The following is a 24,731-nucleotide window of genomic DNA, read 5'->3' on the forward strand; positions in this document are numbered from 1 at the left end:
AGCCGCAACAATGGATAAAAAGTCATACAAGCCATGTCCTCACGTCATACCTTGGATCCCAATGAAACGACTGCCTCCCCTGTCGGCGCTCCACAGCTTTTTGATTACCGCACAGTGCTGCAATTTCACCCGGGCCGCCGAACAGCTGCACATCACCCAAGGCGCGGTCAGCCGACAGATCGCCGGGCTGGAAGATCATCTGGGTTATGAGCTGTTTATCCGCCAGGCTCGCGGCCTCGATCTGACGGCCGAAGGACGCGAATGGCTGCCACGGGTTCAGCAGATTTTCGGGTTGATCGACGAGGCGGTCGAACAGATCGGCCAAAAGCGCGAAACCCTGCAACTCAAGGCCCCGACGTGCGTCATGCGCTGGCTGCTGCCGCGTCTTGTGCAATGGCAGAGAGAACGTCCGGACGTGCCGGTGGAACTGACCACGACGGTCAAGCACGGCGTGGATTTTCATCGCGAACAGTTCGATGCGGCGGTGATGTATGGCGCACCACCGGACAGTGCGCTGGTGTCTCAACGCCTGTTTGATGAACAGTTGACGCCGGTCTGCTCCAAGCCGTTGCTCGAAGGTCCGGTGCCTTTGCTGACACCCGAAGATCTTGAGCAGCACATGCTGCTGCATCCCACCCGTGATGAGCGGGACTGGAAAGCCTGGCTGGCCACGGCCAATGTTCGCCTGAGCAATGTCAGCAAGGGTCAGCACTTCGAAACCCTGGACCTGGCGATGTCGATGGCGTCCCAAGGGACGGGTGTGGCGATCGGAGACTGGTCGTTGATTGGCGATGACTTGAGCGCCGGGCGGCTGGTCATGCCGTTTGAATTGAAGGTGAAGACGGGGCTGGGGTATTACCTGGTATTGCCGCAAAAGCCCGCACCTTCGCCGAAGTTGCAGGAATTGTTGGGGTGGTTGGTGGAGCAGGCTCAGGCACGCTGAAACCCGAAAGCCTTGATGCGGTTCCTGTGGGAGTGAGCCTGCTTGCGATTGCGGTTGATCATTCAACGGTGATGTCGACTGACCCAACGCCATCGCGAGCAGGCTCACTCCTACAAGGGATCGGTGAACTCAGTAACCGACGGTGAACCGCTGGCGGGAATGCTTCGACACTTCCACTTCATCGATCATCGCAATCGCATAATCGAAAAACGTAATCCAGCTGCGCCCTGCACTGCCCACCAGCAAATCATCCTTGCCGATCCGAAACACGCCGGTGCGTTCACCTTCGACAAACTCCGCCGACGGTGAGAGGAAGGTCCAGTCCAGCTCGTTTTCCTGACGCAGGTTCTCAAGGAACAAAGCACCGGCCCCTGCCTCGGCCTTGTACGCCTCGGGAAAGCCCTTGCTGTCGATCACGCGAGTTCCGTCCGGCAACAACAGCGAACCGGCGCCGCCGACCACGAGCAGACGTTTCACCCCGGCCTTTTTCACCGGCCCGATCACGGCAGCAGCGGGCAGCGTCGAAAAATGCGCGGCGCTGATGACCACATCGTGACCGGCGATAGCTGCTTGCAAGGCGTCGGCATCAAGCGCATCGACATTCTTGCTCACCACACCGGCACGCTGGCTGATCTTCGACGTGTCGCGGGCAATGGCGGTGACACTGTGACCACGACGCAGCGCCTCTTCCAACAGTTGGCTGCCGGCACGGCCGGTGGCACCGATGATTGCGATTTTGCTCATGACATTCTCCAGTCGGGTTGGGTTTAAATGGGTTGGCAATGCTCATTGTGGCGCGGGAGCTTGCTCCCGCTCGGCTGCGAAGCAGTCGCAAAACTGGAGGATGCGGTATGTCTGACACACTGCCGGGAGCGCTTCGCACTCCAGCGGGAGCAAGCTCCCTCGCCACAGATATGCCGTTCACGGATAACCTCATTCACCCCCACTTCATCTCGCCCTTGGCGACTTTGGCGCTCAGCTCCAGCGAGCTTTCTTCGCCCAGCGTCGAGAAGCGTTTTTTCATGGCTACGATCAGTGCGGCCGAGTCTTTGGCCTTGACGGTTTCTTCGTCGAACGCCTTGATGTAATCCGCGGTGAACTGCACAGCGGCAAGCGAACGGGCGCTGTCACTGAGGTAATGACCCGGCACGATGGTGTTCGGTTTCAAGGTTTCGATGGCGTGCAGCGTAGTCAACCAATCGGCGTGAGACTGCGGGGTTTGCGTATCGGCCATCCAGACGTGGATGTTCTCTGCCACGACTACCCCACCGACAACCGCTTTGATCGACGGAATCCAGACAAAGGTGCGATCCGGCTGTTTACCCTCCAGCCCCACCACCTGCAACTTCTGCCCTTCCAGCATCAGGCTGTCGCCCTTGAGTACCTGCGGCACGATGGTTTTCGCCGGTACGTCGACGCCCATTTTTGGGCCCCAGAACGCCAGTTTGCCGTCGACGGTGTGCTTGATGTGGTCCACGGTCGGCTGCGAGGCGAGCACTTTGGCGTTGGGGAACGCGGTAGCCAGGGTGTCGAGACCGAAGTAGTAATCCGGGTCCCCGTGGCTGATGTAGATGGTGGTCAGTTGCTTGCCGCTGGCGCGGATTTTCTCGACGACCTGTTCGGCCTGGGATTTGCCGAACTGCGCATCCACCAGAATCGCCTCCTTCTCGCCACTGACCAGTACCGAAGTCACCGGGAAGATCGCCTTGTCGCCGGGGTTGTAGACATCCAGCGTCAGGGTCGATGCCGCCGCATGGGCCGCGAAGCCGAATGTGGCGGTGGCCAGCAAAATACGCTTGAGGGTGGTGAAACCGATCATGTGTTGCTCCATTGTCCGAATGCCATGCTTGGCGATGGGACGGAGCTTAGTTGCATGACTCAGTACAAAAAATGCGATGCTGGAACATAGTTTGTTTCTGAAAGCGTGCAAATCATGGATCGTCTACAAGCAATGCGGGTGTTCGTCACCGTGGTCGACCTCGGCAGCCAGTCGGCCGCCGCTGACCAGTTGGACCTGTCACGGCCGGTGGTGTCGCGCTATCTGGCGGAGTTGGAGGATTGGCTCGGCGCCCGGCTGATGCACCGCACGACCCGCAAATTGAGCCTGACCGCCGCCGGTATCGATATGCTGCCCCGCTGTCGGCAGATGCTCGACTTATCCACAGACATGCAAGCCGCTGTCAGCGAGCCGGACGATACGCCACGAGGCGCGTTGCGGATCAGCGTCAGCACCTCGTTTGGTCAGGCACAACTGGCGGACGCCATGGCGGCCTTCGTCAAACGTTACCCAGGCGTCAGCATCGACATGCAGATGCTCGACCGCACGGTGAACCTGGTGGATGAACGCATTGATCTGGCGATTCGCACCAGCAACGACCTGGACCCGAACCTGATTGCCCGGCGGCTGACGGTCTGTCGCTCGGTGATCTGCGCCTCCCCCGCTTACCTGCGCGAACATCCGACGCCGCAGCGGGTGGAGGATCTGAGCCGGCATAACTGCCTGACCCATTCCTACTTTGGCAAAAGCCTTTGGCATTTCGAGGAGGGCGGCGAATCGGTCTCGGTACCGGTGCAAGGCAACATCAGCGCCAACGAAGCCAGCACGTTGCTGCGCGCGGCGATGGCCGGCGCGGGGGTGGCGATGCTGCCGAGTTATCAGGCGGGCGTACATATTCACCGCGGCGAACTGATCCGCCTGCTGCCCCAAGCCGAGCCCCGGCAGATGAACATCTACGCGGTGTACGCCTCACGCAAACACATGCCGGCGGCGCTGCGCAGCCTGCTGGATTTTCTGGTGGTCAGATTCCCCGAAACGCCCCAGTGGGATATCGGCCTGTAAACACCTCCCCCTGTAGGAGCCGAGCTTGCTCGCGATGGCGTCGTCACATCCAACAATGATGCTGACTGACAGTCCGCTATCGCCGGCAAGCCAGCGCCTACAAGGGGTACATCAGTGTTCTGAATATCGGGCTACATGCGAGGCCGCTTTAGTGGCAACTCACTGGCGCTGACCTATGCTCAAAGTAATACCCAAGGGTATTCGTTCAGAGGTCAACGCCATGAACATCAAAACAAGAAGGTACCTCACCATTTTCATCACCTGCGCGGTGACGCTGGCGCTGTATGGCACCGCGGCCTGGCGGGTCGAGCAGGCGCGCCAACTGCCCCGCGAGTTTGCGAGCTGCAACTTCGAGCGCTGCATCCCCCACAACGCGACCCTCAACGCCCTGCGGTGACGAAGGGGATCAGGCCTCGTTGTCCTGATCGGCCTTCAAGCGGTCGCGAAACGCCTTGGGCGATATCCCCACTCGACGCCGGAACAGGCGCGTGAAGTTGGTCGGATCGGAAAACCCCAACACGTCAGACATTTCGTAGATGGTCATGCTGGTGTAGGTCAGCAAGCGCTTGGCCTCCAGCAATTGCCGCTCGTGCATGATCTGCAACGCCGGTTGTCCCGCCAGTTCACGGCAGGTGCCGTTGAGGTGGGACACGGAAATTCCCAGCCGATGCGCCAGGTCTTCGACCTTGACGTGCTGGCGGTAAGTTTCTTCCACCAGTTGAATAAACCCGTTGAGGTATTCCCGGGCGCGCTGCGGACGCTGGCTGGCGTTGCGGCGCGTGATCACCTGCCGGCTGACCCAGACCATGATCACGCTGACCAGTGAATGCATGAGCATTTCACGCGCCGACTGGTGACCGGTGTATTCCTCTTGCAGTGCAGAAAACAGGCTATTGAGGTAGTCGCCGTCCTTGCCCGCCGGGTAGCTTTCGGGCTGGGCCAGCGCATTCACCGAGTTGCCCAGTTGCGCCTGCAAATGGGCAACCAGCGGCGCGGCCAGGGTCAATACAAACCCTTCAACGTCCTCGGAAAATCGATAACCATGCACCGACAACGGCGGCAGGATCAGGATCGCCGGTTCAGTCAGTTGCGTGCGTTTACCTTCGATTTCAAGCTCTGCCTGACCTTTGAAGACGAAGAGTAACTGGCACAGATCCGCGTGGCGGTGGGGTTTGATTTCCCAGTGGTGTTCGCGGCTGCGTTTGGAAATGGTTTCGCAGTGCAGCAAGTCCGGGGTCGGCCAGTCCAGGCTTTCACCGTACAGCTTGAACACTGGAATCGAAGGCAGGTCAGGCTTGTTCATCCAAGGCCTCGAGGTGACGGGCGATAATCGCACTGATTGGCAGAATGTACAGGTATCGGCTCAGTTTTCCCCTTCAATTGACAGACTCGCAAGAGAAAAATGCAAGCACTCGATCCATAAAAATAATTCACCGGCCGTGGTCGCGTGGAGCTTGCGAGTCTTAAAAACAATGAAAACACTGAAGACCCAAATCGCCATCATTGGCGCCGGCCCCTCCGGTTTACTGCTCGGCCAATTGCTGCACAACGCCGGCATCGACACCCTCATTCTTGAACGCCAGACCCCGGATTATGTACTCGGCCGAATCCGTGCCGGCGTGCTTGAACAAGGCATGGTAGAGCTGTTGCGTCGGGCCGGGGTGGGGCAGCGCATGGATGCTGAAGGGCTGGTGCACACCGGCTTCGAACTGGCGCTCGATGGCCGCCAGGTGCATATCGATCTGCATGCCTTGACCGGCGGCAAAACCGTGATGGTCTATGGCCAGACCGAGGTCACCCGCGACCTGATGGCCGCTCGTCGGGAGGCTGGCGCGCAGACGATTTACAACGCCAGCAATGTCGTACCGCACGGGATGAAAACCGCAGAACCCTTTGTGACATTTGAGAAGGATGGCGAGACGTACCGCCTCGATTGCGACTACATCGCCGGGTGCGATGGCTTCCATGGTGTGGCACGCCAGTCGATCCCCGACGACTGCCTCAAGGTCTTCGAACGGGTCTACCCGTTTGGCTGGCTCGGCATTCTCGCCGACACGCCGCCGGTACACGAGGAGTTGGTGTATGCCCGCCACGAGCGCGGTTTTGCCCTGTGCAGCATGCGCTCGGCAACCCGTACGCGTTATTACCTCCAGGTGCCGGCCGAGGATCAAGTGCAGGACTGGTCTGATCAACGCTTCTGGGATGAGCTGAAATCGCGTCTGCCGCAAGCGTTGGCAGCGTCGTTGGTCACTGGCCCGTCCATCGAAAAAAGCATCGCGCCGCTGCGCAGTTTTGTGGTCGAACCGATGCAGTTCGGGCGGATGTTCCTGGTCGGCGACGCGGCACACATCGTTCCACCCACCGGCGCCAAAGGCCTGAACCTGGCCGCCAGTGACGTCAGCACGCTGTTCAATATTCTGTTGAAGGTTTACCAGGAGGGACGCGTGGACTTGCTGGAGAAATACTCCGAAATCTGTCTGCGCCGAGTGTGGAAAGCCGAGCGCTTTTCCTGGTGGATGACCTCGATGCTGCACCGCTTCGACGACCATGACGCCTTCAGCCAGCGCATCAGCGAGTCGGAGCTGGACTACTTTGTCGGCTCCGAAGCCGGTCGAAAAACCATTGCAGAAAATTACGTCGGGCTTCCGTACGAGGCTATCGAATAGCTTGCTATCGACTTACACTGGCGAGCATTCCCGCTCGCCGTACGCCTTGCGGGCCCATCACTGCCCGCAGGTTTTACCGTGACCAATCTCAACCAGCCTGACACGCCCAAACCGGCCATTCGCAGCGTGCTGATAGCCCTGATGCTGGCGATTTTTCTCGGCGCGCTGGACCAGACCATCGTCGCCGTCTCGATGCCGGCGATTTCCGCGCAATTCAAGGACGTCAGCCTGCTGGCCTGGGTGATTTCCGGGTACATGGTGGCGATGACGGTGGCGGTGCCGATTTACGGGAAGCTCGGCGATTTGTATGGTCGGCGCAAGCTGATGCTGTTCGGCATGGGGCTGTTCACCCTCGCCTCGTTGTTCTGCGGCATGGCCCAGAGCATGGAGCAATTGGTGCTGGCGCGGATCATTCAAGGCATCGGCGCGGGCGGGATGATTTCGGTCAGTCAGGCAATCATCGGTGACATCGTCCCGCCCCGGGAACGGGGTCGTTATCAGGGCTATTTCAGCAGCATGTACGCCGTGGCCAGCGTGGCGGGCCCGGTGCTTGGCGGCTACATGACCGAGTACTTGTCCTGGCGTTGGGTGTTTTTGATCAATCTGCCGCTGGGCGTTGGTGCCTGGCTGGTGGCCAATCGCACACTGGTCGGGCTGCCGGTGCCGCAGCGCAAACCGATCATCGACTACCTCGGCACGTTGTTGATGATCATCGGTTTGACCGCGTTGTTGCTGGGCATCACTCAAGTCGGCCAAGGTCATTCGTGGCGCAGCGCCGAAGTGCTGGGACTGTTTGCTTGTGCGGTGGTGGTGCTTGGGGTGTTCGTCTGGCATGAACGCCGAGCGCGGGAACCGTTGCTGCCGATGCATTTGTTCGCCAACCGCAACGCGATCCTGTGCTGGTGCACGATTTTCTTCACTAGCTTCCAGGCGATCTCGCTGATCGTGCTGATGCCGCTGCGCTTCCAGAGCGTCACCGGCGCCGGGGCCGACAGCGCCGCGCTGCACCTGTTGCCGTTGGCCATGGGTTTGCCGATGGGTGCCTACTTTGCTGGACGCCGAACTTCGGTGACCGGGCGCTACAAACCGATGATCCTGACCGGTGCTGCGCTCATGCCGATGGCAATTCTGGGCATGGCCTTCAGCCCGCCTCAGGCCTTTGTGCTCAGTAGTCTGTTCATGTTGTTGTGCGGGATCGCCAGCGGCATGCAGTTCCCGACGTCATTGGTCGGCACGCAGAACTCGGTGGACCAGCGCGATATCGGCGTCGCCACCAGCACCACCAACCTGTTTCGCTCGCTGGGTGGCGCGATGGGGGTGGCGTTGATGTCGGCGCTGCTGCTGGCGTTGTTGCAGGACTCCAGCTTTGCCCACATCGCCGGTTCGTCGCTGATTGCCGAGGGCAGTTCGGGCAATGTCTTGCTCGACGGCTTGAATGCCGCACCGGGGGATGCACAAAACGCCTTGCGCGCTGAGTTGTTGCTGACCTTTCGGCATTTGTTGATGGTCAGTGCGGGGGTGTCATTGCTGGGGCTGGCGGCGGCGGTTGCGATGCCGAATATGTTGTTGCGGGGGCGGGAAGACAAGGTCCGGTAGGGAGACCGAGTCGCCTGCATTCGCGAGCAAGCCCGCTCCCACATTTGATCGCATTCTTATAGGAGAACTCGGTTAAATGTGGGAGCGGGCTAGCTCGCGAAAGGGCCATTACAGGCATCGAAGAATCAAGGACTGTAATACCCGACAGCCACCAGAAAATGCCCGACCTTTTTCAGGTAGGCATGCTTGTCCTCAACCTTGTTGGTCACCGGGTTTTTCCAGCGGTATTCGTATTCGCCATAATCCTTTTTGGCCATCAACGCCAGGATCTCCTCGCCCACCGGTTTGCCTTCCGGGTCCTTGATCGCGCCAAAGTCGGTATTGACCAGCCGCAGATTGGTGCCGTGGGCCACATAACGCTGGGTGTTCAGGTCGACGACGAACACATACAGGTCATCCTGCAAGTAACCGCCCTTGAGGGAATTGATCGCGGTCAGTGTGCCCTTCTCATCCTTGGCCAGGTCGGTCGCGGCTTTGTTCAGCAGCGCCATGGCCTGTTCCGCCGACGCCCGTGGCCGGTAGTAACCGACCGCCAGAATCCGCTGACCGACGCGCTGATAGAACACATGTTTGCGCTCGACCTTGCCGTCAGCCCAGTTCTGCCAGCGGTATTCCGCCTCCTGAATGCCATTGCTCTGCGGCACGTTCACGGCGTCCTTGAAGGCTTTCTGCAAGTCCGGCCCGAGGGTTTCGGTGACATCGCGCCCGATCAACGCCGCAGATGGCCCGCCGCTCGCGAGCATCACACCCTTGGTGTCGACCACAAAGACGTAGCGATCCTTGTCGACAAATTCGCCTTGACGACTGAATGCCGCGAAGGCCTTGTCGCCATTGTCGTGGTAGTAGGCCAGGGCCTTCTCCAGCAAGGCTTTGGCGGCCTGACTGTCTTCCTTTTCTGTGTCGGCGGCGTGAGCCTGCCCGAGGCACAGCAAGAGCGCCCCGCCCAGTAAGGCCAGTTTGTGCAGAACCCCCATAGTGCATCCCTCGTTCTTTTAGGTGTTTCAAAAGCGTAGACGGCTTGGGGAGTTGTACGAATATTCAGGAACACGCAGGACGTGGCGAGGGAGCTTGCTCCCGCCGGCCGGTTCGCGTTCGGGCGCAGCAGTCGTAAACGAGGCACCGCGATTTAACTGAAGAACGGCGGTGAATGGTTTTGGGGCGGCTTCGCCACCCAGCGGGAGCAAGCTCCCTCGCCACCGATATCCAGCAACTGCAGACTATTGCCCCCGAGCGCGAAGCTGCTGCTGCAGATTCTGGATCTGCGCCTGAAGGGTGTTGATGTTGCGGGTGACCTGACCGCGGAACGCGTCGAACTCGGCGGTATTGGTGGCGCCTTGCACAGCGGCCGGGCGGTTGTCCTGCTCGCTTTTGAGCACAATCATCTCTTGCTCCAGACGCTCGATCGCGGCGCTTGGATTGCCTTGTTTTTTCAGCGCGGCGATGTCAGCGCCGAGGCTTTTGAGCTGAGCGTCGAATTTGCTGCTGTCGTCCGGCGCGCTTTTCAGGGCGGTCAACTCAGCGCTCAAGTCTTTGACCTGCGCCTGCAATTGCGTATTGGCCGTCTGGTGCTCGGTGTCCTGGGCGGTGAGTTGCGCCAGACGCTTATCAAGATCGCTGGATTGTGCCCTCATCTGCGCCAGACGCTTGTCCAGATCGGAGGCTTGGCCGACAACGCCTTGCTGCTGTTTGCCTTGATCCAGCAGTTTGGATTCCAGGTCCTTGATTTGCAGTTTCAACGCTTCGCTGTCGCTGGTGACGTTGGTCTGGCTGGCGACGACCTTGCCGGAAATGTCCTGCAAGCGCCCCGCGGCTTCCTCACTAATACGCGCGAAACTTTCCTGGGTTGCGACCAGTTGTTGTTCCATCAGCGAGATCTGCTGAAAACTCCACCAGGCAAGGCCGGCAAACGCAATAAACAACGCGCCGACCAAGGCCCAGAGCGGGCCGGTGCTGGCGCTTTTGACCTGGACCACCGGCGCCGGCCGCGAATGCACGCGAGTACGAACGGTAGGCGGAAAATCATCATCGTCGAGGCTGTCGGCACGCAAGCTAGGTACATTCTCGAAATCGTCGTTGGCATCGTTACGCATGGACATTGAGTCAACCTTTGTGGAACGCGGTGATGGCTTTATGCGGCGAGTATAAACCCCACTGCCGCACCGATTGACTCTCTTCACCCTACTCGGTTCAGTGCTGGCAGGCGCGGTTGGAACGTCAGCGGATGTCCTGAGCCTTCCACCAACTGCAAAATTCATCGAGGGCGGCCCAGAGGCTGACTTTCGGATCGTAGTCCAAATAATGCCGGGCGCGGCTGATGTCCAGGGTGAAGTTTTTGTTCATGACCTGCATGCCCAGTCGCGACAAGGTCGGCTCGGGACGCCCCGGCCACAGCTTGCACACCCCTTCGTTGAGCGCCGCGACGGTATAACCCAAACCGTAGGAACGGTAGCGCGTCACTTGTGGGACGTCCATGTTGCGCATGACGTAATTGACCACATCCCACAATGGAATCGGCGTTCCATTACTGATGTTGTAGGCCTTGCCCAAGGCCGAGCCGCTGGCGAGCAAACTGCTGAGCAGCGCTTCGTTGAGGTTTTGCACGCTGGTGAAATCGACCTTGTTCAGGCCGTTACCGATGATCGCCAAGCGTCCTTTACGCTGCATTTTCAGCAATCGCGGAAAAATGCTCATGTCACCGGCGCCCGTGACGAAACGCGGGCGCAGCGCCAGGACTTCGAGGCCGAATTCCTGGGCGCCGAAAACCTTTTGCTCCGCCAGGAATTTGGTCGCCGCGTAGGGATGTTTGAAACGCTTGGGCACCTGTTCTTCGGTCAACCCCAAGTGATCGCGGCCATCGAAGTAGATCGAAGGCGACGACAAGTGCACCAATCGACGAACGCGCTGCTTCAGACAAGCCTCGACCACGTTTTCGGTGACCTGGACGTTGCCTTGATGAAAGTCCTGATAGCGCCCCCACAGCCCCACCGCCCCTGCGCAATGGACCACGGCTTCGACGTCTGAACACAGGTCACGCGCCAGTTCCGGGTCGCTCAAGTCGCCCTGAATAAACTCGGCGCCACGACGCACCAGGTGTTCGACGCTTTCGGCCCGGCGACCGTTGACCCGTACGTCCAGGCCCTGCTCCAACGCGAAACGCGCAAAGCGTCCGCCAATGAAGCCGCTTGCGCCGGTGACCAGAATTTTCATGTAGTACTCCGATGTCTTTCGTTTCGCGTATTTCGAGAGATCTTGACGCTGTCCGTCAATCCAACGGCACCAGCCATTGCTTCGACGAACGCAACAATTGATCGGTCAACAACCCCAGAAGTTGACCGCCATTGCGCCAATGATGCCAGTACAGCGGCACGTCGATGGGCTTATCTGGCAAAAGCTCCCTCAATACACCGCGTTCCAGTTGCTCGCGCACCTGTAATTCCGGGACCAGCCCCCAGCCAAGACCGGCTTCGGTCAAGCGAATGAAGCCTTCAGACGAGGGGCATAAATGGTGTTCGAAACCTCCATCCACACCCAGCGAAGCAAGGTAGCGATGCTGTAGGAAATCATCCGGGCCAAAGACCAGCGCCGGGGTTTTCGCCAGTCGGTCGGCGCGAACGCCTTCCGGAAAATGACGCGCAATGAACGCCGGACTGGCCAACGCCCGATAACGCATGGCCCCCAGCAGAACGCTACGGGCACCCGCCACCGGGCGCTCACTGGCGCAGAGACACGCCGCCACTTCGCCGGCACGCATGCGTTTGAGGCCGACGGTCTGGTCTTCGACCACCAGGTCCAGCAGCAGGTGTTGTTCGGCACAAAAGTCGCCCACCGCTTGCGCCCACCACGTGGCCAGGCTGTCGGCATTCAATGCGATGCGCAGGCGCTCCGGCAGGCCCTCTTCATCCAGCGCCGGCACCAGGGACTGTAAGTCGCGCTCCAGCAAACGCACCTGCTGCACATGGTTGAGCAGGCGCCGGCCGATCTCCGTCGGGGCCGGCGGCGTCACCCGCACCAGCACCGGTTGGCCGACCCGCGCCTCCAGCAGTTTGATGCGCTGTGAGATCGCCGATTGTGACAAACCGAGCACCTGCGCGGCCCGTTCGAAACCGGCCTGCTCGACCACCGCGGCCAGGGCAGACAGTAATTTATAGTCGAACATCAGTTTTCCTAATGGGCGATCAGCATGATTGGTTTTTCTTATACAGGTTAGCAGCGGAGAATGCCCATCAAGATCTTTTGAACAAGGAACACCGACATGGCTGGCGAAACATCATTGGCAAACCTGCTGCGCAGCATGAGCCCGCAACTCAACGCCGGCGAATACGTGTTCTGCACCCTGCGCGACGGCAAGCTGCCGGCGGGCCTTGAGATTGTCGGCAGCTTTCGCGAGCAGGAAGGTCTGACCGTCATCCTGGAACGTACCCACGCCGAACAAGCCGGTTTCAGCTTCGACTACGTCGCGGCCTGGATCACCTTGAATGTTCACTCGGCGCTGGAAGCCGTCGGCCTGACCGCCGCCTTCGCCACCGCGTTAGGCAAGGCCGGCATCAGCTGCAACGTGATAGCCGGTTACTACCACGATCACTTGTTTGTCGGTCAGGCCGACGCCGAACGCGCACTCCACGTGCTGCGCGATCTTGCAGCCAACGCGGAGTAACCCTTATGTGGCAAAGCTATGTCAACGGCCTGTTGGTGGCCGCCGGGCTGATCATGGCGATCGGCACGCAGAATGCGTTTGTGCTGGCGCAAAGTCTTCGGCGTGAACATCACCTGCCAGTGGCGGCGTTGTGCGTGGCGTGCGATGCACTGTTGGTCGCCGCGGGCGTGTTCGGTCTGGCGACCGTGCTCGCGCAAAACCCGACATTACTGGCGGTTGCCCGCTGGGGCGGCGTGGTGTTTCTGATTTGGTATGGCAGCCAGGCATTGCGCCGCGCCTGCTCCAAACAGAGCTTGCAACAGGGAGAAAACCAAACCGTTCGCTCATTGCGCGCCGTCATGCTCAGTGCGTTGGCGGTGACACTGCTTAACCCGCACGTTTATCTGGACACGGTTTTGCTGATTGGCTCCCTCGGTGCGCAACAAACCGAACCTGGTGCTTATGTCATGGGCGCGGCGAGTGCGTCGTTGCTGTGGTTTTTCACCTTGGCGTTGGGCGCGGCGTGGTTGGCGCCTTGGCTCGCGCGACCCAGCACCTGGCGGATTCTCGATCTGCTGGTGGCGGTGATGATGTTTACCGTGGCGTTTCAATTAATCAGTGCAGGCTGATTATTCCAAAAGGCTCACGGGATGCCCTCACTAAATGACGGTCGCGTCATTTAGTGAGGGCATCCCCTTGAACCTCTATTCCACACAGTTGTTGCGTGGTTATGCAGCCCCCCCGGTGCTATGATCCGATTCCCTGCGCCGCAAAGAGTACAAACTCCCCGGCGCTTGTCTGGCCGCCCGTGATCGGCCTTGCGCTCACCGCAACTGACCTGATTAGGAGAATCATCATGGCTTTCGAATTGCCGCCGCTGCCTTACGCACACGATGCCTTGCAGCCGCACATTTCCAAGGAAACTCTGGAATACCACCACGACAAGCACCACAACACCTACGTCGTGAACCTGAACAACCTGGTGCCAGGCACCGAGTTCGAAGGCAAGACCCTGGAGGAAATCGTTAAATCTTCCTCGGGCGGTATCTTCAACAACGCCGCTCAGGTCTGGAACCACACCTTCTACTGGAACTGCCTGGCGCCAAACGCCGGCGGTCAACCAACCGGCGCGCTGGCTGAAGCCATCAACGCTTCGTTCGGTTCGTTCGACAAGTTCAAGGAAGAATTCAGCAAGACGTCCATCGGCACCTTCGGTTCCGGTTGGGGCTGGCTGGTGAAAAAGGCTGACGGTTCCCTGGCCCTGGCCAGCACCATCGGCGCCGGCAACCCGCTGACCAACGGCGACACCCCGCTGCTGACCTGCGACGTCTGGGAGCACGCCTACTACATCGACTACCGCAACGTTCGTCCGAAGTATGTCGAAGCGTTCTGGAACCTGGTCAACTGGAAATTCGTGGCTGAGCAGTTCGAAGGCAAAACCTTCACTGCTTAAGATCGATGCCAGTCAAAAAACCCGGCTTTTATGCCGGGTTTTTTTATGGGGGTTGGGAATGTTTTAGGACCCTGTGCAACTTGGAGAATTAAGTCGACTGCTCTGCCGCCTTCGCGAGCAAGTCGAATCGACGTTATCCAAGGCCCGGTTCACCGCCAACTCCGCCAGCATGATGATCTGCTGAATCGCCACCACCGTATTACGCTGCGGGCCGATCAGGTTCGCGGCGAAATCGCTGGTCATGACGCTGGCAGAGGCCAGTGACTCGCAGGCCTGGACCAGGAGGCTTTCGGTGTCCATGTTCGGGGCAATCATGTACATCGTGCTGGGGCGGCGGGGTTTTTCGGTGTATTGAGACGGAGGATCGAGGTAGTAGTCGAGGGCGCGCTTGATGGCTTCGCGGTCTCGCAGGAGTGCTTCGGATTGGGTTTCTTCGGCGTCTGGGCTGGTGGTGTTCAAGGGTGGATCGGGAATCAATTTGTCCATTGTATTTCTCCAGCGTTGGAGCCTCCACTTGCCGCTTCTCACACGGCGAAGAGGTGGCAGCTATGTGCGAGGTGAGAAGACCGGTTATGGACACCCGGCCGGACCGAAGTCCGCCCGCACACAGCCGCCATAACGCAATTACTGGCAGCGAGTAAGCTGGCGGCGATTATGCGTGTACAGACACTGGATGACCATAAGTTGCCGGGCTCTCACACCCGGTCGCTGAGTTTTCAGCGACAGCCAGAGGTTAGAGACAGGGCTTCCTACCCGGCAACCTGAAAAATGCGTGGGAAAGCGCTGTGTTTTTTACACATCTTTCAACACACAAAAATGGAACGCGAAGCATCCCCGGCGGCATTCCCACGCGGGAGCGAGGGAACGATCAGTCGGGGGGCGGCAGAATGAGACTGGTCGACTGTCAGGCCGCCTTCGCTGGCAAGCCAGCTCCTACAGGGGAATGGTGTACATCTGCTGGAAATTGGTCGGCTTTCAGGCCGCCATCGCAAGCGAGGCAGTTCCCACAATAGGTCGGCGTACAGCCCTTGCTCTTCACCACTCATCAGGCCGAGCGTTAGCTCGCCTGCAGCTTTTGATCTTGATCCACCCGCCCCTTCGGGAGGCTGAGTGGAGGTGTGCATCCGGGGAGTGGCGCGCAGCGCCGTTCGACGCAGTCGAACACGCTGCAGGTAGGTCGAAGCGAAGCCGACCGGAGGGCAGTGTCCCCGGATGGATACCGGAGCGAAGGAACGCCGAGCCCAGGCGAGGGGCCGGACGCTCGGGGCGAGCCTTTTTGGTTTCTTTTGTGGCGTTTGACAAAAGGGACTCGCTGTAAGAGCGAAACCATTAGTGGCCGTTACCGCAGAAATGGATATGTAAACCATTCAAAATCATGGTCGGCTGTCGGGCCGCCTTCGCTGGCAAGCCAGCTCCTACAGTTAGAACGCGTACATCAGTCAAAAAAGGGCCAATTTCCGACAATGAAACCAGCCTTAGCCCCCTTGCCCCAACGCCATAGCCGACTACCATCAACCCAGAAGGAAAAATTATCCCAATCCCCTCAAGTTGAAGGACCCAACTACCGACACAGTACCAATAGGACAAATACCCCAGACAACTGCATATCGGCCAAGCCCACAGGCAAAACCCCCTGTGATGGATTGTCCCTTTGACTGCCATCTCGGGATTGCCAATACTCATGGCAACTTGATGCTACCCGCACGGAACAAGGAATAACCCTTTGAAGCTGGAACTCAAGAACAGCTTGTCGGTGAAGTTGCTCCGGGTCGTCCTCCTGTCGGCATTGATAGTCGGCGTGGTCTTGAGCTGTGCGCAAATCGTTTTCGACGCCTATAAGACGCGCCAGGCCGTAGCCAACGATGCCGAACGTATCCTCGACATGTTCCGCGACCCCTCGACCCAGGCCGTCTACAGCCTTGACCGGGAAATGGGCATGCAAGTGATCGAAGGCCTGTTCCAGGACGACGCCGTGCGCCAGGCCTCCATCGGCCATCCCAACGAAGCCATGCTCGCGCAAAAATCCCGCGAATTGCAGCATTCAGACAGCCGCTGGCTGACCGACCTGATCCTTGGCAAGGAACGCACCTTCACCACCCAACTGGTCGGTCGCGGCCCTTACAGTGAATATTACGGCGACCTGAGCATCACCCTCGACACCGCCACCTACGGGCAAGGGTTCATCGTCAGCTCGGTCATCATCTTCATCTCCGGCGTGTTGCGCGCCCTGGCCATGAGCCTGGTGCTGTACCTGGTGTATCACTGGCTGCTCACCAAACCGTTGTCGCGGATAATCCAGCACCTGACCGAAATCAATCCGGACCGCCCCAGCGAACACAAAATTCCGCAACTCAAGGGTCACGAAAAGAACGAACTGGGGATCTGGATCAACACCGCCAACCAGTTGCTCGAATCCATCGAACGCAACACCCACCTGCGCCACGAAGCGGAAAACAGCCTGTTGCGCATGGCCCAGTACGACTTCCTGACCGGCTTGCCGAACCGCCAGCAATTGCAGCAACAACTGGACAAGATCCTGGTCGACGCCGGCAAACTGCAACGGCGGGTCGCGGTGCTGGTGGTCGGTCTGGACGACTTCAAAGGCATCAACGAACAATTCAGCTACCAGGCCGGCGACCAACTTCTGCTGGCCTTGGCCGATCGCTTGCGGGCTCACAGTGGCCGCCTCGGCGCCCTCGCCCGTCTGGGCGGTGACCAGTTCGCCCTGGTCCAGGCCGATATCGAACAACCTTACGAAGCGGCTGAACTGGCGCAAAGCATTCTCGATGATCTGGAAGAGGCGTTTGCCCTCGATCATCAGGAAATCCGACTGCGCGCGACCATCGGCATCACCTTGTTCCCCGAAGACGGTGACAGCACCGAGAAGCTGCTGCAAAAAGCCGAGCAGACCATGACCTTGGCCAAAACCCGCTCGCGCAACCGTTATCAGTTCTACATTGCCAGCGTCGACACCGAGATGCGCCGTCGTCGCGAACTGGAGAAGGACCTGCGCGATGCGTTGGCCCGAGATCAGTTCTACCTCGTTTACCAACCCCAAATCAGCTACCGCGATCACCGGGTGGTGGGCGTCGAAGCGTTGATTCGCTGGCAGCATCCCGAGCATGGTCTGGTGCCGCCGGACCTGTTCATCCCGCTGGCCGAGCAGAACGGCACCATCATTGCCATCGGCGAATGGGTGCTGGATCAGGCCTGCAAGCAACTGCGCGACTGGCACGATCAGGGTTTCCCCGACCTGCGCATGGCGGTAAACCTGTCCACCGTACAGCTGCACCATGCCGAGCTGCCGCGAGTGGTGAATAACCTGCTGCAAATGTACCGCTTGCCACCCCGTAGCCTGGAACTGGAAGTGACCGAAACCGGCCTGATGGAAGACATCAGCACGGCCGCCCAGCACCTGCTGAGCCTGCGTCGCTCCGGCGCATTGATCGCCATCGATGACTTCGGCACCGGCTATTCGTCACTGAGTTATCTGAAAAGCCTGCCGCTGGACAAGATCAAGATCGACAAGAGCTTCGTACAAGACCTGCTCGATGACGACGACGATGCAACCATCGTTCGGGCGATCATTCAGCTGGGCAAGAGTTTGGGCATGCAAGTGATTGCCGAAGGCGTGGAGACCGCCGAGCAAGAGGCCTACATCATCTCCGAAGGCTGCCACGAAGGTCAGGGCTACTTCTACAGCAAACCGTTGCAGGCACGGGAATTGAGCGCCTACCTGAAACAGGCCCAGCGCAGCAACGCGGCGATCCTCTAAATCAACGCAGCCCTGAGCTGGCAACGCCACAGGATCGCGCCAGCGGCTAAAGGTTCTGTGCCGCGTGAATAAGAAATATTTCCACCTACAACCCTTTACACATAATGCGAAAGATTTGCATTATGTCGCAGTTTTGCGCGCGTGAAGCGCCAGTCCACCCCTCTTGAAGCAGGATGTTCGCCATGATTCGTATGCCTCTGGCTACCGCCAGTCTGTTGGCCATCGCTATTTCCCTCGCCGGTTGCGGCGAAGGCAAAGACAAGACCGCCGCCGCGCCAGCGCCTGCTCCGGCCTCCAGCACTGCCGCCGCTGCACCAGCACCTGCTGTCGCCCCTGCCGCTGCCAGTAAAGTCGATGAAGCCGCCGCCAAAGCCGTTATCGCGAATTACGCCGACATCGTCTTCGCCGTTTACAGCGATGCCGAATCCACCGCGAAGACTCTGCAAACCGCCGTCGACGCCTTCCTCGCCAAGCCGAACGCCGACACCCTAAAAGCCGCCAAGGCCGCCTGGATTGCTGCCCGCGTTCCTTACCTGCAGAGCGAAGTGTTCCGCTTCGGCAACACCATCATCGACGATTGGGAAGGCCAGGTTAACGCCTGGCCACTGGACGAAGGCCTGATCGACTACGTCGACAAATCCTACGAACACGCACTGGGTAACCCGGGCGCCACCGCCAACATCATCGCCAACACCCAGGTTCAGGTCGGCGAAGACAAGATCGACGTCAAAGACATCACCCCGGCAAAACTCGCCAGCCTGAACGAGCTGGGCGGTTCCGAGGCCAACGTGGCGACCGGCTACCACGCCATCGAATTCCTGCTGTGGGGCCAGGATCTGAACGGCACCGGCCCTGGTGCCGGCAACCGTCCAGCGTCCGACTACCTGGAAGGCAAAGGCGCAACCGGCGGTCACAACGATCGTCGCCGCGCTTACCTGAAGGCCGTGACCCAACTGCTGGTCAACGACCTGGAAGAAATGGTCGGTAACTGGAAGCCAAACGTGGCCGACAACTACCGCGCCACCCTGGAAGCCGAACCGGTTGATTCGGGCCTGCGCAAAATGCTGTTCGGCATGGGCAGCCTGTCCCTGGGCGAACTGGCGGGCGAGCGCATGAAGGTTTCCCTGGAAGCCAACTCCCCGGAAGACGAACACGACTGCTTCAGCGACAACACCCATAACTCGCAGTTCTACGATGCCAAAGGCATTCGTAACGTGTACCTGGGCGAGTACACCCGCGTCGACGGCACCAAAATGACCGGCGCCAGTTTGTCGTCCCTGGTGGCCAAGGCCGACCCGGCTGCCGACACCGCGCTGAAAGCTGACCTGGCTGCAACCGAAGCCAAGATGCAGGTCATCGTCGATCACGCCAACAAGGGTGAGCACTACGACCAGCTGATCGCTGCCGGCAACACCGCTGGCAACCAGATCGTCCGTGACGCGATCGCTTCGCTGGTCAAGCAGACCGGTTCGATCGAAGCCGCCGCTGGCAAACTGGGCATCAGCGACCTGAACCCGGACAACGCTGATCACGAATTCTGATCAACGCTGGCTGAACAAGAAGGCGACCTGCGGGTCGCCTTTTTCATACCGGTCTGAATGCTGGCCAATGTGGGAGCGGGCTTGCTCGCGAAGGCTGACTCAGCCGACATCAATGTTGAATGTACAACCGTTTTCGCGAGCAAGCCCGCTCCCACAGGGGATCGCGGTCTCCGGTAAAACCTGCTCCACATCAAGCAAACGATAATTCCTCTTATTCAAACTCCCCTGCCCTGTTAGACTTTGCGCCCTTGTTTTGCTCGCCTTGCAGGATGTCTGATGCCCCCGCTGCCTCTTCGCTTGTCCGCACTGTTGCTGGCCCTGTGCCTGAGTGCCTGCGATGACGCCCCGCGTTTTACCAAGGCCGAACCCGGTGAAGCCCGGTCCGGTGGCAGCGCGACCGTGCGCAAGATTGATCAGAACTCGTTTTCCCTGCCGTCCGCCAACCTGCCGCCGTCACGGCGCGTGGACTTCAGCGTCGGCAACAGTTTCTTCCGCAACCCCTGGGTGATCGCCCCGTCGACCACCACCGCCCGCGACGGCCTCGGCCCATTGTTCAACACCAATGCCTGTCAAGGCTGCCACATCAAGGACGGTCGCGGTCATCCGCCGACGCCGGAGGCACCGAATGCCGTATCGATGCTGGTACGCCTGTCGATCCCCAACGCGCCGGCCTATGCCAAGGTCATTGAGCAGCTCGGCGTGGTGCCGGAGCCGGTATACGGTGGGCAGTTCCAGGACATGGCCGTGCCGGGCGTGGCCCCGGAAGGCAAAGTGCGTGTCGATTACACGCCCGTTCCAGTGCGTTTCAAGGACGGTACTGAAGTCGAACTGCGCAAGCCGAGCCTGAACATCACCCAATTGGGCTACGGCCCGATGCACCCCGATACCCGGTTCTCGGCGCGTGTCGCCCCGCCAATGATTGGCCTGGGCTTGCTCGAAGCGATCCCCGACGAGGCGATCCTGGCCAATGCCGAGGCGCAGGCGAAGGATAAAAACGGCATCGCCGGACGCCCGAACCGAGTCTGGGATGACGTGCAGCAGAAGACCGTCCTCGGACGGTTTGGCTGGAAAGCCGGGCAACCGAACCTCAATCAACAGAATGTTCACGCGTTTTCAGGTGATATGGGCCTCACGACCCGCCTGCGACCGTTCGATGACTGCACCGACGCGCAAACTGCCTGCAAACAGGCGCCAAATGGCACCGGCCCCGACGGTGAACCAGAAGTCAGCGACAACATCCTGCGTCTCGTGTTGTTCTACAGCCGTAACCTCGCCGTACCGGCCCGCCGCGATGTCAGTGCGCCGCAAGTGCTGGCCGGCAAGACTCTGTTTTTCCATGCGGGATGTCAGTCCTGCCACACGCCGAAATACACCACCGCTGCCAATGCCGCCGAGCCTGAACTGGCCAATCAAGTGATTCGCCCGTACAGCGATCTGCTGCTGCATGACATGGGCGACGGCTTGGCCGACCACCGCACCGAATTTCAGGCCAGTGGCCGCGACTGGCGCACCCCGCCGTTGTGGGGCATCGGCCTGACGCAAGCAGTCAGTGGCCACACCCAGTTTTTGCATGATGGCCGCGCGCGCAATCTACTCGAAGCCGTGCTCTGGCATGGCGGCGAAGCTCAGGCTGCGCGTGAACAGGTTTTGTCTTTCAATGCCGAGCAACGTACTGCGTTGCTGGCGTTTTTGAACTCACTTTAAACACTTATAAAGAATCGGGAGCCCGACATGTTCCGTCCCAAATTGTTGTTCACCAGCCTTGCAGCACTCGCACTGGGCGCTTGCTCACCGCAGGACCCGCAAGCCGTGACGTCGGCCGCCATCGCCAAATCGGTGATCCTGCCGACCTACACCCGCTGGGTTGAAGCCGATCGCCAATTGGCCGTCAGCGCCCTCGCCTACTGCGAAGGCAAGGAAAACCTCGACACCGCCCGCGCCGACTTCCTGCACGCGCAGAAAGCCTGGGCCGAGCTGCAACCGCTGCTGATCGGTCCACTGGCCGAGGGCAACCGTTCGTGGCAGGTGCAATTCTGGCCGGACAAGAAAAACCTGGTCGGCCGTCAGGTCGAGCAACTGGTGACAGCGCAGCCGCAGATCGATGCCGCCGCCCTGGCCAAGTCCAGCGTGGTGGTTCAGGGCCTCTCGGCCTATGAATACATCCTGTTCGACAGCAAGCCGGACGTGGCCAACGACGCACAAAAAGCCAAGTATTGCCCGCTGCTCAAAGCCATTGGCGAGCGTCAGAAACAACTGGCCGAAGAGATTCTGCAGAGCTGGAACAACACCGACGGCATGCTCGCGCAAATGAGCAAATTCCCGAACCAGCGCTACGCCGACTCCCACGAAGCAATCGCCGATCTGCTGCGCGTGCAGGTCACCGCCCTCGACAGCCTGAAGAAAAAACTCGGCACGCCGATGGGCCGCCAGAGCAAGGGTGTGCCGCAACCGTTCCAGGCCGATGCATGGCGCAGCCAGTCGTCCCTGGCCGGCCTGGAGGCCAGCCTCGCCGCGGCCAGAACCGTGTGGGAAGGCGTCGACAACAAAGGCCTGCGGGGTCTGTTGCCGAGTGAGCAGAAGCCGTTGGCCGACAAGATCGATGCCGCCTACGCCGCTTCGCTGAAACTGTTTGCCAGCAACCAGCGCTCGCTGACCGAAATGCTCAATGACGATGCCGGTCGCCAGCAACTCAACGATCTCTACGACAGCCTCAACGTTGTTCACCGCTTGCACGAAGGCGAACTGGCCAAGGCGCTGGGCATTCAACTGGGCTTCAACGCCAACGACGGTGACTGATGAGGACGAGTGCCATGCTGCGACGTCAGGCTCTGACTTTAGGTAGCTTGCTGCTGGGAGCAGTGACTCTGGGCGGCTGGACGCTGTTCAAGCAAAAGGACAAAAGCCCGTTGCTGCTGTCGGCGCGGGACGATACCGACGGCAAGCATTACGCCGTCGGCTATCGGCTGGACGGCACCCGGGTGTTCGCCACCCGGGTCGGTCAGCGCTGCCACGACATCATCAACCACCCGACGCTGTCGATTGCGTTGTTCGTCGCCCGCCGTCCGGGTACCGAGAGTTACTTGATCGATCTGCGTGACGGCACGTTGCTGCAAACCGTGACCTCGCAGCCGAACCGGCATTTCTACGGCCACGCAGTGATTCACAAGAGCGGCGACTGGCTGTACGCCACCGAGAATGACACGTCCGATCCGGGCCGTGGCTTACTGGGTGTGTATAAGTTCGAAGGTGAGCGACTGGTACATAGCGGCGAGATTTCCACCCATGGCCTCGGCCCGCATCAGGTGTCGTGGATGCCCGATGGTGAAACCCTGGTCGTGGCCAATGGCGGCATTCGGACCGAGGCCGAAAGCCGGGTCGACATGAACCTCAACGCCATGGAGCCAAGCCTGGTGTTGATGCAGCGCGACGGCACCTTGTTGAGCAAGGAAACCCTCGCCCAGCAGATGAACAGCGTACGCCATTTGGGGATCGCCAGCGACGGCACCATCGTTGCCGGTCAGCAATTCATGGGGCCATCCCACGAGTCATCAGAACTGCTGGCAATCAAGCGTCCTGGCCAACCGTTCGTGGCGTTTCCGGTGCCCGAGCATCAGTTGCAGGCGATGGGGCATTACACCGCCAGTGTTGCGGTGCACAGCGATCTGCGCCTGGTGGCGTTGACCGCGCCACGGGGTAACCGCTTTTTCATCTGGGACCTGGACAGCGGAGAAGTGCGCCTGGATGCGCCACTTCCCGATTGCGCCGGGGTAGGCGCCGTGGCCGATGGTTTTGTCGTGACTTCGGGCCAGGGCCGCTGCCGCTACTACGATTGCCGCCAGACCAACCTTGTTGCAAAACCCCTTGAACTGCCGGCGGGGCTTTGGGACAACCACCTGCATCTCATTTGACCTCACCCTGCCTTTGTAGGAGCTGAGCTTGCTCCGGGCGGCGTTCCGACGATAGCGGCGTATCAGTCGGTATATCCGTCGGCTGAGACACAGTCTTCGCGAGCAAGCTCAGCTCCCACGGGTTTTGCGCGGCATGTGAAATGTGTCAGTTGGAATCACCCGCGCACTCGGGGTAATGTGCCTCTCTGTCTCACCTGATTTTCTCCAAGGAACTGGAAATATGCTGCGTCGCCGCATGCTGATCATGTTGGGTGTTGTTCTGCTGATCGTGCTGGTCCTGGCCGGTTATAAAGCCTTCTCCATCTACACGATGATTCAAGGCTTCTCTGCGCCAAAACCGCCGATCAGTGTCGCTGTGGCCACGGCTACCGAACGTCCGTGGCAAACCCGCCTGCCGACCGTGGGCACGCTCAAGGCGTTGCAAGGGGTGGACCTGAGCCTGGAGGCCGACGGCACCGTTACGGATGTGCAGTTCCAGTCAGGGCAGACGGTCAAGGCCGGACAGCCTGTCGTCAAACTCGACAGCGCCGTGGAAAGCGCCTTGCTGGAAACCGCTCTGGCTGACCTCGGACTGGCCCAGCTGGATTACACCCGTGGCAGCCAACTGGTGGGCAGCCAAGCCATTTCCAAAGGCGAGTTCGACCGACTCTCGGCCGTCCTGAAAAAATCCAAGGCTTCGGTCAATCAGCTCAGGGCTGCGCTTGGCAAGAAAAGCATCCTGGCGCCGTTCAGCGGGACCATCGGCATTCGCCAGGTCGACGTGGGCGACTATGTGGCCAGCGGCACCATGATCGCCACCCTGCAAGACCTCAGTAGCCTTTATGTCGACTTTTTCGTGCCCGAACAGTCGGTGCCGAAAATCGCGATTGGCCAGCCAGTTGAAATCATTGTCGCGGCCTATCCGTCCCAAACCTTCAAGGGCACGATCAGCGCGATCAACCCGAAACTCGAGAGCAGCACGCGCAACATGCAGGTCCGCGCCACCTTGGCCAACCCCGACGGCAAACTGTTGCCCGGCATGTTCGCCAGCCTGCAAGTGCTGCTGCCCAACCCGCAGCCGCGCATCGTCGTGCCGGAAAGCGCGATCACCTACACCCTCTACGGCAATTCGGTTTACGTGGCCGCGCAGAAAAAAGCCGAAGACGGCAGTGTCGAGAAGAACGACAAGGGCGAGCCAATCCTGGTCGCCGAAAGGCGTTTCGTTGAAACCGGTGAACGCCGCGAGGGGTGGGTAATCGTTACCAAAGGTGTGCAGGACGGCGAAAAAGTGGTCACAGCCGGCCAGATCAAACTGGACAACGGTGCGCCCATCGCGATCAGCGACGACAAGACCCTAGCCGAGAAGAACAGTCAGCCGCGCGCGGACTGATCAAGGAA

The 24,731-nt window shown here is 59.9% G+C and carries 22 protein-coding genes; 14 read left to right on the top strand and 8 right to left on the bottom strand.

The window, feature by feature from the left end; genetic code table 11:
* Window positions 1–61 precede the first annotated feature (61 nt).
* A complete protein-coding gene (locus ACA048_RS22915) occupies window positions 62–943 on the top strand; it encodes a LysR substrate-binding domain-containing protein (protein ID WP_497626406.1) in 882 nt (293 codons plus the stop codon).
* A 129-nt stretch (window positions 944–1,072) separates the two neighbouring features.
* On the opposite strand, the gene ACA048_RS22920 is transcribed toward ACA048_RS22915, so the two are convergent.
* Both ACA048_RS22920 and ACA048_RS22925 read right to left on the bottom strand, forming a co-directional pair.
* Window positions 1,073–1,687, bottom strand: a complete 615-nt coding sequence (locus ACA048_RS22920) for an NAD(P)-dependent oxidoreductase (protein WP_497626407.1) — start codon at window positions 1,685–1,687, stop codon at window positions 1,073–1,075.
* Between the two features lie 193 nt (window positions 1,688–1,880).
* Window positions 1,881–2,762 (bottom strand): MBL fold metallo-hydrolase, encoded by an 882-nt coding sequence (locus ACA048_RS22925; protein WP_497626408.1) that lies wholly within the window; start codon window positions 2,760–2,762, stop codon window positions 1,881–1,883.
* A gap of 114 nt (window positions 2,763–2,876) precedes the next feature.
* Between ACA048_RS22925 and ACA048_RS22930 the strand changes: the two genes are divergently transcribed.
* A complete protein-coding gene (locus tag ACA048_RS22930) occupies window positions 2,877–3,782 on the top strand; it encodes a LysR family transcriptional regulator (protein WP_497626409.1) in 906 nt (301 codons plus the stop codon).
* A gap of 175 nt (window positions 3,783–3,957) precedes the next feature.
* Window positions 3,958–4,179: a hypothetical protein gene (locus tag ACA048_RS22935; RefSeq protein WP_497629953.1), complete on the top strand. Its 222-nt coding sequence runs from the start codon at window positions 3,958–3,960 to the stop codon at window positions 4,177–4,179.
* A 9-nt stretch (window positions 4,180–4,188) separates the two neighbouring features.
* On the opposite strand, the gene ACA048_RS22940 is transcribed toward ACA048_RS22935, so the two are convergent.
* Window positions 4,189–5,085, bottom strand: a complete 897-nt coding sequence (locus tag ACA048_RS22940; RefSeq protein WP_497626410.1) for a helix-turn-helix domain-containing protein — start codon at window positions 5,083–5,085, stop codon at window positions 4,189–4,191.
* 178 nt (window positions 5,086–5,263) lie between these two features.
* Here ACA048_RS22940 and pobA point away from each other — a divergent pair, with 178 nt between their 5' ends.
* Together pobA and ACA048_RS22950 are read left to right on the top strand one after the other, a co-directional pair.
* A complete protein-coding gene (gene pobA / locus ACA048_RS22945) occupies window positions 5,264–6,448 on the top strand; it encodes a 4-hydroxybenzoate 3-monooxygenase (RefSeq protein WP_497629919.1) in 1,185 nt (394 codons plus the stop codon).
* Window positions 6,449–6,526: 78 nt separating this feature from the next.
* Complete coding sequence (locus ACA048_RS22950; protein WP_497626411.1) at window positions 6,527–8,044, top strand: MDR family MFS transporter; 1,518 nt, start codon at window positions 6,527–6,529, stop codon at window positions 8,042–8,044.
* A gap of 125 nt (window positions 8,045–8,169) precedes the next feature.
* On the opposite strand, the gene ACA048_RS22955 is transcribed toward ACA048_RS22950, so the two are convergent.
* From ACA048_RS22955 to ACA048_RS22970, 4 genes are all read right to left on the bottom strand, one after another.
* Window positions 8,170–9,018 carry a cache domain-containing protein gene (locus ACA048_RS22955; protein ID WP_497626412.1) on the bottom strand — a complete coding sequence of 283 codons (849 nt, stop codon included), beginning with the start codon at window positions 9,016–9,018 and terminating at the stop codon, window positions 8,170–8,172.
* Window positions 9,019–9,261: 243 nt separating this feature from the next.
* A complete protein-coding gene (locus ACA048_RS22960) occupies window positions 9,262–10,140 on the bottom strand; it encodes an ATPase (protein WP_497626413.1) in 879 nt (292 codons plus the stop codon).
* Between the two features lie 118 nt (window positions 10,141–10,258).
* Complete coding sequence (locus ACA048_RS22965) at window positions 10,259–11,251, bottom strand: NAD-dependent epimerase/dehydratase family protein (RefSeq protein ID WP_497626415.1); 993 nt, start codon at window positions 11,249–11,251, stop codon at window positions 10,259–10,261.
* A gap of 55 nt (window positions 11,252–11,306) precedes the next feature.
* Window positions 11,307–12,200: a LysR family transcriptional regulator ArgP gene (locus ACA048_RS22970; RefSeq protein WP_497626416.1), complete on the bottom strand. Its 894-nt coding sequence runs from the start codon at window positions 12,198–12,200 to the stop codon at window positions 11,307–11,309.
* A gap of 96 nt (window positions 12,201–12,296) precedes the next feature.
* On the opposite strand from ACA048_RS22970, the gene ACA048_RS22975 reads away from it, so the two are divergent.
* The 3 genes from ACA048_RS22975 (at window position 12,297) to ACA048_RS22985 (ending at window position 14,130) form a co-directional block, all read left to right on the top strand.
* Window positions 12,297–12,698, top strand: a complete 402-nt coding sequence (locus ACA048_RS22975; RefSeq protein ID WP_497626417.1) for an ACT domain-containing protein — start codon at window positions 12,297–12,299, stop codon at window positions 12,696–12,698.
* Between the two features lie 5 nt (window positions 12,699–12,703).
* On the top strand, window positions 12,704–13,306 hold the full coding sequence (locus tag ACA048_RS22980) for a LysE/ArgO family amino acid transporter (protein ID WP_497626418.1): 603 nt from the start codon (window positions 12,704–12,706) through the stop codon (window positions 13,304–13,306).
* Window positions 13,307–13,533: 227 nt separating this feature from the next.
* Window positions 13,534–14,130 carry a superoxide dismutase gene (locus tag ACA048_RS22985; protein WP_008034365.1) on the top strand — a complete coding sequence of 199 codons (597 nt, stop codon included), beginning with the start codon at window positions 13,534–13,536 and terminating at the stop codon, window positions 14,128–14,130.
* Between the two features lie 63 nt (window positions 14,131–14,193).
* Here ACA048_RS22985 and ACA048_RS22990 read toward each other — a convergent pair whose 3' ends face one another.
* Window positions 14,194–14,616: a DUF6124 family protein gene (locus tag ACA048_RS22990; RefSeq protein WP_497626419.1), complete on the bottom strand. Its 423-nt coding sequence runs from the start codon at window positions 14,614–14,616 to the stop codon at window positions 14,194–14,196.
* Between the two features lie 1,237 nt (window positions 14,617–15,853).
* Here ACA048_RS22990 and ACA048_RS22995 point away from each other — a divergent pair.
* The 6 genes from ACA048_RS22995 to ACA048_RS23020 all read left to right on the top strand — a co-directional run bounded on the left by ACA048_RS22995 (window position 15,854) and on the right by ACA048_RS23020 (window position 24,723).
* Complete coding sequence (locus ACA048_RS22995) at window positions 15,854–17,905, top strand: putative bifunctional diguanylate cyclase/phosphodiesterase (protein ID WP_497626420.1); 2,052 nt, start codon at window positions 15,854–15,856, stop codon at window positions 17,903–17,905.
* Window positions 17,906–18,087: 182 nt separating this feature from the next.
* The gene (locus ACA048_RS23000) at window positions 18,088–19,446 is read left to right on the top strand and encodes an imelysin family protein (protein ID WP_497626421.1); all 1,359 of its coding nucleotides are present in this window, start codon (window positions 18,088–18,090) and stop codon (window positions 19,444–19,446) included.
* Between the two features lie 276 nt (window positions 19,447–19,722).
* On the top strand, window positions 19,723–21,150 hold the full coding sequence (locus ACA048_RS23005) for a di-heme oxidoreductase family protein (protein WP_497626422.1): 1,428 nt from the start codon (window positions 19,723–19,725) through the stop codon (window positions 21,148–21,150).
* Window positions 21,151–21,177: 27 nt separating this feature from the next.
* Window positions 21,178–22,242, top strand: a complete 1,065-nt coding sequence (locus ACA048_RS23010; protein ID WP_497626423.1) for an imelysin family protein — start codon at window positions 21,178–21,180, stop codon at window positions 22,240–22,242.
* A gap of 14 nt (window positions 22,243–22,256) precedes the next feature.
* Window positions 22,257–23,354, top strand: a complete 1,098-nt coding sequence (locus ACA048_RS23015) for a DUF1513 domain-containing protein (protein ID WP_497626424.1) — start codon at window positions 22,257–22,259, stop codon at window positions 23,352–23,354.
* A gap of 220 nt (window positions 23,355–23,574) precedes the next feature.
* Window positions 23,575–24,723: an efflux RND transporter periplasmic adaptor subunit gene (locus ACA048_RS23020; RefSeq protein WP_497626425.1), complete on the top strand. Its 1,149-nt coding sequence runs from the start codon at window positions 23,575–23,577 to the stop codon at window positions 24,721–24,723.
* Window positions 24,724–24,731 lie beyond the last annotated feature (8 nt).

Source organism: Pseudomonas sp. LBUM1659, from assembly GCF_059716045.1.